The 11,046-nt window shown below is 68.9% G+C and carries 10 protein-coding genes; 5 read left to right on the forward strand and 5 right to left on the reverse strand.

Translation table 11 applies throughout. The features are described from left to right. Position 1: 1 nt before the first annotated feature. Positions 2 to 1,864, forward strand: coding sequence for a cyclic nucleotide-binding domain-containing protein (locus tag AC16DP_RS37330; RefSeq protein WP_329726084.1), 1,863 nt, complete (start codon positions 2 to 4; stop codon positions 1,862 to 1,864). Positions 1,865 to 1,946: 82 nt separating this feature from the next. Then, on the forward strand, positions 1,947 to 2,765 hold the full coding sequence (locus AC16DP_RS37335) for a hypothetical protein (RefSeq protein ID WP_329726083.1): 819 nt from the start codon (positions 1,947 to 1,949) through the stop codon (positions 2,763 to 2,765). A 3-nt stretch (positions 2,766 to 2,768) separates the two neighbouring features. On the opposite strand, the gene AC16DP_RS37340 is transcribed toward AC16DP_RS37335, so the two are convergent. Further along, entirely contained in the window at positions 2,769 to 4,019 is a 1,251-nt protein-coding gene (locus tag AC16DP_RS37340; RefSeq protein ID WP_329726082.1) for an ArsB/NhaD family transporter, read from the reverse strand. Between the two features lie 66 nt (positions 4,020 to 4,085). Here AC16DP_RS37340 and rtcA point away from each other — a divergent pair, with 66 nt between their 5' ends. Then, complete coding sequence (gene rtcA, locus AC16DP_RS37345) at positions 4,086 to 5,159, forward strand: RNA 3'-terminal phosphate cyclase (RefSeq protein WP_329726081.1); 1,074 nt, start codon at positions 4,086 to 4,088, stop codon at positions 5,157 to 5,159. A 34-nt stretch (positions 5,160 to 5,193) separates the two neighbouring features. Beyond that, positions 5,194 to 6,189, forward strand: coding sequence for a hypothetical protein (locus AC16DP_RS37350; RefSeq protein WP_329726080.1), 996 nt, complete (start codon positions 5,194 to 5,196; stop codon positions 6,187 to 6,189). 15 nt (positions 6,190 to 6,204) lie between these two features. On the opposite strand, the gene AC16DP_RS37355 is transcribed toward AC16DP_RS37350, so the two are convergent. Beyond that, the gene (locus AC16DP_RS37355) at positions 6,205 to 6,399 is read right to left on the reverse strand and encodes a hypothetical protein (RefSeq protein WP_329726079.1); all 195 of its coding nucleotides are present in this window, start codon (positions 6,397 to 6,399) and stop codon (positions 6,205 to 6,207) included. Positions 6,400 to 6,489: 90 nt separating this feature from the next. Beyond that, positions 6,490 to 7,926, reverse strand: a complete 1,437-nt coding sequence (locus tag AC16DP_RS37360; protein WP_329726078.1) for a hypothetical protein — start codon at positions 7,924 to 7,926, stop codon at positions 6,490 to 6,492. A 437-nt stretch (positions 7,927 to 8,363) separates the two neighbouring features. On the opposite strand from AC16DP_RS37360, the gene AC16DP_RS37365 reads away from it, so the two are divergent. Then, positions 8,364 to 8,543 carry a hypothetical protein gene (locus tag AC16DP_RS37365; protein ID WP_329726077.1) on the forward strand — a complete coding sequence of 60 codons (180 nt, stop codon included), beginning with the start codon at positions 8,364 to 8,366 and terminating at the stop codon, positions 8,541 to 8,543. Here the strand turns inward: AC16DP_RS37365 and AC16DP_RS37370 are convergent. Further along, the gene (locus AC16DP_RS37370; protein ID WP_329726076.1) at positions 8,518 to 9,258 is read right to left on the reverse strand and encodes a ceramidase domain-containing protein; all 741 of its coding nucleotides are present in this window, start codon (positions 9,256 to 9,258) and stop codon (positions 8,518 to 8,520) included. The two genes, AC16DP_RS37365 and AC16DP_RS37370, sit on opposite strands and share 26 nt — an antisense overlap. Positions 9,259 to 9,889: 631 nt before the next feature. Then, positions 9,890 to 11,026, reverse strand: coding sequence for a M48 family metallopeptidase (locus tag AC16DP_RS37375; RefSeq protein WP_329726075.1), 1,137 nt, complete (start codon positions 11,024 to 11,026; stop codon positions 9,890 to 9,892). Positions 11,027 to 11,046: the final 20 nt, after the last annotated feature.

The following is an 11,046-nucleotide window of genomic DNA, read 5'->3' on the forward strand; positions in this document are numbered from 1 at the left end:
CATGGAGCCACGGCAGCTCAGGGACAAAGCCAACGAAGCCCTCACCAAGGGACGCTTTGCCCGGGCCGCCGAGCTCTTCGAGGAATACTGTCAGCTGGACCCGAAGGACCACCAGGCGCGCGTGCGGCTGGGAGATGCCTGGGTGAAGGTGGGCGAGAACGCCCGCGCCATCTCCGCCTACCAGGCCGCCGCCGAGGGTTTCGCCCGCGAGGGGTTCCTCCCGCGCGCCATCGCCGCCAGCAAGCTCATCCTGGAGCTGGATGCGTCGCACCAGGGCGTGCAGCAGATGCTCGCCAACCTCTACGCCCGCCGGGGTGGAGCGGGAGGCGCGGCTCGCGCGGTGACGCCCAAGCCCCTGGAAGCGCCTCCGGTGGCGAAGCCGTCCGCGTTCTTCATCGAGCTGCCGCCGGACGTCGACGAGGCCCTGGCCTCGGAGGAGGCGTCCGCCCGGGAGCCCGCGCCCACGCCCGCGCCCGGGTTCAAGGCCGCCTCGTCCCTGTCGGGCATCGAGGTGGAGCTGGACATCGAGGAGACGGGGGCCGAGCCTCCCGCCGCGCCCGCGGCGGACATCGAGGTGGAGCTGGATCTCAGCGGCGCGGAGGAGGGGAGCCCGGAGGCCGCGCCCGCCCAGGCCGCCGTGGCGAAGTCCGGGCCTCCCGGTCTGCGCCGCCGTTCGAGCGACCTCCGTCCGGCCGTGACGGAGATGGAGCCGAACCCCGCGCCCGCCACACCCGAGCCTCCGCCCCAGCCCCTCCGGGTGGCGGCGGTGGGCCCCGCTTCGCCGCGCCTCGAGCGTTTCACGCCCCAGGACGGCGTGGACTTCCAGCCTCCGGTGCCGGGCAGCACGCCCTTCACGGAGCTGGCCGTCCAGGCGGACTCGCTGCTGCACGCGGTGGAGCTGGCGGCACTCGCGGGCGCGGGGCAGCTCGCGGAACCCGTGGCGTCCGCCCCCGCGATGGAAGAGCCGGGCACGCCGGAGGCCGAGGAGCCCATCGCCGAGGCGGCCCCCCAGGACGAGGCGCTGCCGAAGATTCCGCTCTTCTCGGACCTGCCGCGCGACGCCTTCATCGCGCTGTTCGAGCGCTGCCCGCTGCGCCGCTTCCCCGAGGGCGGACGCATCATCGAGCAGGGCACCAAGGGCGATGCCTTCTACGTCATCTGCGCGGGCCGGGTGCGCATCGTGCGCCAGGCCGGCGGCGAGCAGCGCGAGCTGGCCCAGCTGGGCGAGGGCGCCTTCTTCGGTGAGATGGCGCTGCTGTCGGGCGCGCCGCGCTCGGCCTCGGTGGTGAGCGCCTCCGAGGAGACGCAGGTGCTGGAGATCTCCGCGCCGGTGCTCGCGGGCCTCTCGCGCAGCTACCCGCAGGTGGCCCGGGCGCTGAGGCGCTTCTGCCGGCAGCGGCTGCTGTCGGACGTGGTGAACACCTCGGCGATCTTCCAGCCCTTCGGCCGCAAGGATCGGCGCGAGCTGGTGGAGCGCTTCCGGGCCCGCGAGGTGCGCCGGGGCGACACCATCATCCACGAGGGCCACCAGGTGGACGGCCTCTACGTGGTGCTCTCCGGCGAGGTGGCCGTCACCAAGGGCGAGCAGTCCCTGGCCCGGCTGCACGAGGGCGAGCTGTTCGGCGAGATGTCCCTGCTGCAGAAGACGCCCGCCAACGCCACCGTGACGGCCGCCCGCAACACCTCGCTGCTGCGGCTGCCCCGCGAGGACTTCGACACCCTCATCCTCACCCACCCGCAGATCCTCGAGCTCGTTTCCGAGCTCTCCGAGGCCCGCCAGCGCAGCAACGAGGCCCTCCTCGGAGGGCATCCCCACGTCCACGGGGAGACGTTGGAGCCTCACGAGGAGCTGGTGCTGTTCTGAAGCCTGCTCCCCCTGGGAGAGAGTGTCCGTCCCTTGACGCCGTGCGTTGGGTAGAAGCGGAAAAATGCTGTATGTGTGAGGAATGGGGCGAATCTCATTCCTCGTATGGGTGGTGCTTCTCACTGGGGGTTGTGCTTCGCAGCGGCTCGCGGGCGCGGATCTGGATCGCGTGTCGCGGCCCGCGTTCATCTCCCGGATCGAGCTGGAGGCGGGCCCGCACAGCCTCGTGTTCCGGGACGACAGCGCCTACAAGGACAAGCTCAAGAAGCTGGAGCCGAAGGAGGCGGATCGCCGGCTGCAGGCGAAGCTGACCGCGGCGGTGACGCGCTTCGAGGTCTCCGAGCGCCTGCGGGTGAATACGTTCCGGCAGCTCCCCGAGGAGCGGCCGTGGGTGGACACGTTGGATCCGGCGCGGGTGGCGACGATGCTGGAGAGCTTCCTGGTGGAGGAGGTGCCAGCGAACGCCCCGGACTACGACTTGCTGACGCGGCTGGGAGCGGACTCGGTGGTGGAGTTCGTCATCCAGGATTACGGCATGCGCAGCGTGAAGGGGCACGCGGGGGCGTACATGCGGGGCTATGCGCGCATGTTCAAGATCAACGGGCGTACGGAGCTCTGGCGCCGTCCCTTCCAGGTGGACCGCGTGGCCGAGGGCGCCGAGCACCTGGATCCCTTCAAGGTGGGGAAGGATCCGTCGCTGTTCCGCCAGGAGCTGACGTCGATGCTGGACGTGGTCGCCGCGCAGTTCGCCGAGGAGCTGCGTCCGCCGGATCGCAAGCCGGGCGCGCCGCCGCCGCAAGAGGGCGACAGCGTCCACTCCACGGGCCGTGAGCTGCCGGCGCCGCCGAAGCCCGCCGAGCCCGAGCTGGGGCCGGGCGAGCTGCCGGATCCGGATCCGTAGTGCTCAGAAGAGCGCGTGCTCCGCGAGGAGCACCGCGAGCCCCAGCACGAAGCTGACGAGCGTGATGGGCAAACCCACCCGCAGGTAGCCGAGGAAGCTGAGTTCGGCCTTGCCGCGCGCGGCCTCGAAGACGATGAGGTTGGCCACGCTGCCCACCAGGGTGAGGTTGCCGGCCAGGGTGGAGCCGAGCGCCAGCACGTGCCAGCCCAGCACGGGATCATGCAGCGTGGGCACCCAGGCGCGCGCCAGCATGACGAAGGGCACGTTGCTGAAGAGGTTGGAGGCCACGAGCGTCAGCCCGGCGAAGCCGAGCGTCTCGCGCCAGGGCGGCCCGGACATGAAGGGCGAGAAGACGCGGTAGATGTCATCCGCCCAGCCGGCCTTGTTGACGCCGTAGACGACCACGAAGAGGCAGGCGAAGAAGAGCAGCAGGACGTAGTCCACGCGCTCGATGGCCTGACGGGGCGGGGCGCGGCGGGAGAGCGTCATCACCACCGCGGCGCCGGCCAGGGCGCTCCAGCTCATGGGCAGGCCGATGAAGAAGGCGGCGACCACGCCCACGAGCGTGGCGAGCGTGAGCCCGAGCAGCGGCCGATCCACGGGAGGCGGAGGCGGGTGCGTGTCGAAGCGCTCGTGGGAGAGCTGCTTGCGGAAGACGAAGAGGAGCCCCGCGATGACCACGCCGGTGGAGAGCACGGCCGGCAGCGCCATGTAGGCCACGAACTGCGCATAGGGCAGCCCGGAGGCGCCCTGGATGAGCATGTTCTGGGGGTTGCCGGTGAAGGTGGCCACCGAGCCCGAGTTGGAGGCCATGCACACGGCCAGCAGGTACGGGATGGGAGGCAGCCGCGCGTCCTCGACGACCACCAGCACCAGCGGGGTGAGCATGAGACAGAGGGTGTCGTTGACGAGGAAGGCGGACAGGAAGGCGCTGGTGCAGGCCACGGCCACGAGCAGCAGCCGGGGCGTATGGGCCTTGCGCAGCGCCCAGGCACCGGCCGCTCGGAAGAAGGAGGCCTGCGAGAGGTAGTCCGCGAGTAACATCATCCCCAGCAGGAGCACGAGCGTGTCCATGTCCACGGCGTGCCGGGAGGGATCGGCGCTGTAGTTGAAGACCTCGGAGGGGGCGACGATACCGGCCACCACCATGAGGACGGCGCCCACGAGCGCGCCTCCGGGGCGATCCAGCCGGGGGAAGGGGAGGCGGATACCGGCGATGAAGACGTAGGTGAACAGGAAGATGGCGAGGGCCACGGCGGGCGGACAGTACCCGAAAGCCTTCTGCTAGGCTGCGCGGGACTTTCTCGGAGGGGAAGGGGCATGGCAGGCACGGACCGCCACGACGGACCGGTGGAGCTCGACGGAAGCGAGGGGGAGGGAGGAGGGCAGATCCTCCGCTCGGCGCTCTCGCTGTCGCTCATCACCGGGAGGCCCTTCCACATGAAGAACGTGCGGGCCCACCGCCAGCCGCCGGGGTTGAGGCCGCAGCACCTCGCCTGCGTGCGGGGCGCGGAGGCCATCAGCGGGGGCCAGAGCGAGGGCGCGGCGGTGGGCGCCTCGGAGCTGCGCTTCGAGCCGGGGCCGGTGCACCCGGGCAACTACGTGCTGGAGGTGGGGACGGCGGGCAGCACGCCGCTGCTCTTCCAGTGCCTCTTCTACCCGCTGGCGCTGGCGGGGGGCGGCTCGCTCACCCTGCGCGGGGGGACGCACCTGCCGCACAGCCCCAGCTACCACTACGTGGTGGGGGTGTGGCTGCCGGTGGCGAAGGCCTACGGGCTGAACGCCTCGTTGCGCCTGGTGCACGCGGGCTTCTACCCGCAGGGGGCGGGAGAGTTCATCGCCGAGGTGGAGCCGGTGAGGGATCCACCGAACCGGGTGGAGCTGCCCTCCCGCGGGACGCTGCGGGACATCGCGGTGGGCTCGTTCGTGGGCGGGTTGCCCTTTGGCATCGCGGAGCGTCAGTCCAAGGCGGCGGTGGCGGCGCTGCGCGAGCGGGGCATCTACAGCCACGCGGAGAACCGGCCGCTGCCGGTGACGCACTCGGTGGGCACGGTGACGTTCATCCTGGCGCAGTTCGAGAACACCCTCGCCGGCTTCACGGCCCTGGGGAAGCGGGGACTTCCCGCGGAGGACGTGGGGCGCGAGGCGGCGGAGGAGGTGGCGCGCTTCATGGAGAGCGGGGGCGCGCTGGACGAGCACCTCGGGGATCAGATCCTCCTGCCCGCGGCGCTGCTGGCGGCGGGCCTGTTGGGCCCCTCGTCTCCGGGGACGACGCGCTACACGACGGCGCGGGTGACGGAGCACCTCACCACGCACGCGTGGCTCATCGAGCGCTTCCTGCCCGTGCGCGTGACGGTGGAGCCGGGAGGCGCGGTCGAGGTCGCGCCCCGGTGACGGGCCCGCCCCCTCCGTGAGACAGTCCCTCCCGATGAGCGCTGCCCTCGATCTCGTTCTGGAAGCCGGAAACATCACCGATACGCGCGCGGACGTGGTGCTGCTCAAGCACGCCCAGAGCTTCTACGGCGCGGATCAGGCCGTGGCCTCGCGGCTCGTCCAGGCGGGCATCCCGATGGCGAGCTTCTCGGTGCCCATCGGGGAGCATGTCTTCATCGAGACGCGAGGCGCCATCGGCGCGCCCCTGGCCCTCTTCCTCGGCACCGTGAAGCTGGGGAAGTTCGGCTACCACGAGATTCGCCAGTTCGCGGCCCGGGCGCTCAAGGCGCTCGAGTCGCGCCCGGACATCCGCCACGTCGCCTGCACGGTGCACGGCCCCAACTACGGCCTGGACGAGGACGAGGCGGCGCTCGCGCTCGTCGGAGGCCTCGTCGAGGCCTTCATGCGGGGTGCCGGGCCCCAGGGGCTGGAGCGCATCACCGTGGTGGAGCTGCAGCAGAAGCGGGCGGACCGGCTTCGCACGGCGCTGGAGCGGGGACTCGGGAAGAGCCCGGGGGTGGAGCCCCTGACGAGCGGCTGGGGCTTCCGCGTCAAGCGCACGAGCCAGCACGTCCAGGCGCCGCCCATGGCCACGGCCGGGGCGCAGTCGCTGGCCAAGCCCCACGCCTTCGTCGCCATGCCCTTCGCCTCCGAGATGGAGGACGTCTACCACTACGGCATCCTGGGCCCCGTGAAGGGCGCGGGGCTCCTGTGCGAGCGCGTGGATCAAGCCGTGTTCGAGGGCGCCATCATCCAGCGGATCAAGGAGCGCATCGACACCGCGAAGGTCGTCATCGCGGACCTGTCCATGGCCAACCCCAACGTGTACCTGGAGGTCGGCTACGCGTGGGGCAGGGGACGGCCCACCATCCTGCTCGTCCGCGATCTCAAGGAACTCAAGTTCGACGTCGCGGCCTACCGCTGCCTCGTGTACCGCAACATCCGGGACCTGGAGACCCAGCTCTCGCGCGAGCTGCAGCACCTGGGCTGAGCACGCCGGGTGCCCCTACTTCGCTTCCGGCTCCGGGGACTTCGGCCGGAAGAGGGGACACCGGAGCACCGGCTGGGGCGCGTATTTCTGCGGCAACAGCGGGCAGAGGATGAACGTGGACGTCTTCGTCCTCACGTACTTCGGCGGCGCCGCGCAGCGGTGACAGAGGCTCGTCGGGAAGGGCAGCGGGGAGGGCGGAGTCTCATCCATGCGGCCCCTACCCAGGCCCGGACGGCGAGCCGATGTCAAGCGCGAGCGTCAGGAGCGCACCCCTGACGCCCGCCGGGCCCGCGGCCTCGCTCAGGGCATGCTGGCGTTGAGGCAGGCGGGCTGCCCACCAGTGAGGAAGTAGTTGTTCGTCCGCAGCACCAGGTGCCCGCTGTCGGTGGAGGGGTTCGTCTGGGCCTGCTCGCCCGCGCCGAAGATCATGCCGATACCGTGGGCGGCGGCCACCTCCTGCGGGTGATCGAAGAAGTAGTCCAGACGGTTGTCCTTCCAGTGCTGGTCGTAACCGGGCATGGACATGTTGCCCACGGGGATCTGCCACCAGATGTTGGGCCGGCCCATCCGCTCCGAGAGCGCCTTGGCGAACCGGAAGGCCTGACGGAAGTGTGGGAGCGTGGTGTTGGCCGTATCCCACCAGCTGTTCCGGCCCAGACGCACCTGGTAGTACTGGGCGTCGCGGTCGCTCGTCTCCACCACGACGAAGTCCCCGTTGGCGCCACCGCACTCCCTGAGGAAGTCCGCCACCTTGCGGGCCTCGCCCTCCACGTCGAGCGCGGGGTTGGTGTTCATCATGGCGTCGATCTTCGTGGCCCACGCCGAGGCATGCAGGCCCACCTTGGCGTTGGGGGCGTACTTGCGGACCATGGCGATCATGCAGCGGCCCATGCCGGCGATGGTGTTCTCCACGTTCGCGCAATCCGTGGGATTGGCCGAGGCGACCGCCGCCGGAATCATGTGAGGATTGGTGTTCACCTGCTGCGCGTACGCCCAGAAGTCCGGCTCGATGTGAAGCAATGCGGTGGAAGTACCAATCTGCTGCAACACGAAACGCCAGTCATTGTAATAACGTTGCATCAAGGAGACGGTCTGCGCCGCGGCCACCTCCGGCGAGCCCTCGGAGACACGGCTGGCGTGGAGCATCTGGTAATAGGTGATCATCGGGACCTGTCCCAGATTGATCGTCTGCTGGAAGTAGTCACGCAGGTACTGCCCCGGAGGAATCTGGTCCCACTGCCAGCACCCCCACCAGCCGCAGCCATTGGGATTCCAGTTGGAGCAGGACTGTCCGGCGGAGGAGCAGCTCGTGCTGCACGAGTTGCACGGCTCCGCGCTGTCGAACAGGCCACCCGCGAGGTAGATGTATCGGATGTCGAACGGAGCCAGCCCGGCCACGGAGCTGTCCGTCTGTCCTCCGACGAGCACGTGATCCTTCCCGAGTGAATCGAGCAGCGGCTGGCCGAGGCAGTCCGTGGGCGGAACCGTGCCACCGTCCGAGCCGCCCGTGCCCGCGTCCGGAGTACCCGCATCCGAGCCCGTGCCCGCGTCCGAGCCACCCGTGCCCGCGTCCGGAGTGCCCGCATCGGAGCCGCCCGTGCCCGCGTCTGGCGGACACTTCTTGCACACCCCTCCACCGCGTGGGGCGGCCTCGGCTTCACGGGGTGCTCCGCTGAGGGTGTAGAAGAACAACATCCCGGGGACCAGGAGCAACAACCAACGCGCGCTGGAGGACATGAGGTACCTCGCGACTTCGGGTCCAATTCTTTGACATAAAACCAGACTCGCGATCCAACGCGGCGGCCACCATCAATCCCTCTTCTTCATGTATTGGATGAGAGTGATTGCAATGCTGATAGAAGTTTTCGCGGAAATACGAGAAAGTCCTGCCCTGACGAAAGTTTCCAAGAGGCTTGTCCCCGGGGAGTGAAATCAACTCTCCTGGCCGTATGTGTCTCGACGCCTGGCTGCTCGCTGGATGTGTGTCGATTCAATTCATTTCACCCGCTCCACCGAGGAGTGAGGCCACACGGCGCTCGAATGGCTGTCTGCCTGCCTGTCTGACGGTCAGGCCGACGCGCCGGCTCAGGCACGCGGGGGGGCACCGGGGCGCGGCTTGCATGGCCCGGTGCCTGCGTTACTCCTGATCAATGACCGACGTCTCCCATGTCCAGGTGCCGACGCGCGATTACACGCTGCCCGAGGGTTGCCCCTCGTGCGGCGCGGATCTGCCGGTGCGCGTCTCGGCAGCCGGTACCCACGGCGTCTGCAAGCACTGCGGCTGGTTTGGCCGCCCCCTCCTCACGGTGACCCACCAGGGGCTGCGCATCAGCTACGAGGGCGCTGACGCCTGAGCTCCAGCCCGGCGTGGTGCCGCGCGGTGAACAGCAGCGCGAGCGCACTCAGGACATGCCAGGCCGCATGTCCCTGCACCCAGTGATTGTCCGGGTCGCACCACGCCCGCGTCACGTCCGCCACCGAGCACGCCGCCGCCGCGGCCATCAGCCCCACCGCGAGCCAGAAGTCCCGGTACGACTCTCGCGGGTCCTTCCGCCGGGACAGGCGGATCTCGGTTCCCACGATCACCAGCACCGCCCCCAGCACCACGAGCTGGTAGGGGAACCCGGCGAGCCTCAGCACCGGCACGAGCAGGGTGCACCCCACCGTCAGCCCGGCGTGGACCGTGCCCACCCGCTCGCGAGGCAGCCAACCCAGGCGGTGTAGGTTCAGCGCCACCAGCAGGAAGGCGAGCACGTACATCCCCACGAAGTCCAGGAGCTGGGTGGCGAAGGTGTTCGTCGCGTGGAAGGCGAAGGAGAACGCCCCCACGAGCCCCGTCGTCCAAGCGAAGCGCCCCATGGCGCGGCTGCCCGTGAGCCGCCACCGCCACGCACACCAGCACGCCACCGCCAGGTAGGCGAGGTTGGACCAGGCGTTCGCGGGCTCGTTCACCCAGGCGCAGACCGTGGCCTCGCACCACTTCACGTTCGGCTCGCCCCAGGCGACCCGCATGTCCCACCAGGGGCAACCGGGCTGGAGGAGCTTCTCGGGCGCTGCCATGCCGTTCATGGCTCGAACCTACATCTCGATGGGCTCGTCCCGGACAGGCCCTCTCCGTCCGGATATCGTGCCTACATCAGCATACCTGGGGGACCTCTTTGTTGAGCCCCATCATGCCTACATCTCACGACATCTTCATGCCCAAGAACTGGTGTGTGTCGCACTTACATTGGCGTCTTTTGTGTGTCAGAATGGAGCAATCAAATACAGAAATTAATTCCATAGTCTTGATTTCCTGTCAGGGATTGTGGAGTGGAAGTCTGTATTTGTTTTTGTCTATGTTTGTCTTTTGTGATTGTGACGATATGTTTTTCTTTTTTAAGTAAATACAAACTATAATTTGATGTGTTTTTTATGTATTTAGATAAAGACAGACATTCGTTTTGCTGGATTGGTAGGGATTGGGTGGATATCCTTGCAACCATGAGGCTTGACGAGATCGCTGGGCACATCGACCAGTTGCTGGGTGCTTCCGCCGAGACGGGTGAGCGCACCCGGATCGTCGTCGCGCGAGAACAGCCCGTGTGCCGCATGGGGCTGGCGCTCGGAGCGGTGGGGACTCGGGCTGCTGGAGCGGCTCCTGCGCGAGCGGTGGCCCGACCTCCACATCCTCGTGTCCCCACCACGGGATTGAGAGGATTCAATCCAAGGGATTGCTGGCGCCGCGCAGGGCCTCGTCCACGAGCCACGTGGGCACCGCCAGCGCTCCGGCCACCTTCCTCAGCTCCAGGTAACCCAGGTTGTCCACGACGCCGTCCGGGGCCTTCATCAAGGCGAAGTGCTGCGCCAGCCGGGCCCGCTCGGACAGGGTCGCCCGCTCCTGGTACAGCTGCTCCAGCACGGGCAGGAGCTTCCCCGTCGTCAGGGCCAGGTTCAGCAGCTCGGGATGCTCGGACTTCTCCAGGTAGGAGGGATCCAGCTCCCGCAGCTCCCACGCCAGCAGGGTGTCGGCCTCCTCGTCCGACAGTCCCTCCTCGCTCGCATAGCGGCCCGCGCTCTTCAGGAAGGTCCTCGTCTTGGAGAACGCCGCGAGGGCACGCACCCGCCATGGGCTGAAGGCATGGGCGCGGAAACCGCCGAGTACCTCATCGTCCTCACTGGGCCGCTCACGGGCCGATGGATCGGACAGGAGCGCGTCCACATGGCGCGCCGCCGCCTGCAGCTCGGACTTCACCGAGCCTGCGGTCCATCCGCTCACCCGTGCGAGCAGGACGCCCGCGGAGGCCTCCAGCTCCCGGGAGCACAGCAGTCCCGCCCGGTCGGCGCTGGCCTCGGCCGCCCGGTTCCACCGGTACAGCCCGAGCGCCGTGGCGGGGGAGACGAATCGTCCATCCTCTCCGTCCCAGGCCAGGGCCGTGGCCGGCAGGGGCAGGGTGAAGTGCTCGAAGGCGAGGTGCCCGAGCTCGTGCCCGAGGATGAAGCGCAGCTCGGCCTCCTGGAACACCTCCAGGAGCCGGGAGGACAGAACGATGGCGGGAGTGTCCGGCGGGGCCTGCACCGCCGCGGCCCGGATCATGGGCTCCGGGTTGACGAACACATCCACGGGTCCCTCGTGGCCCAGGACCTCCTTGCAGGCGGCCAGCGCATCCAGGACCCGCGGGGCCACCGGGCGCGTCAGCTTGAAGGCGTTCGAGAGCAGCTGCCTCTGCCTCGCGACGCCGCCGAACCTGCCCGGCACCGCGTCCACATGCCGCAGCGCCCGCTGGGTGTCCTCGCCCGCGAGGAGCTCGTCGCGCAACCGCCGCTCGAGCGCGGACTGGAAGATGCTTGGATTCACATGCGCCATCGTGGGGAATG

Source organism: Archangium sp., from assembly GCF_057119385.1.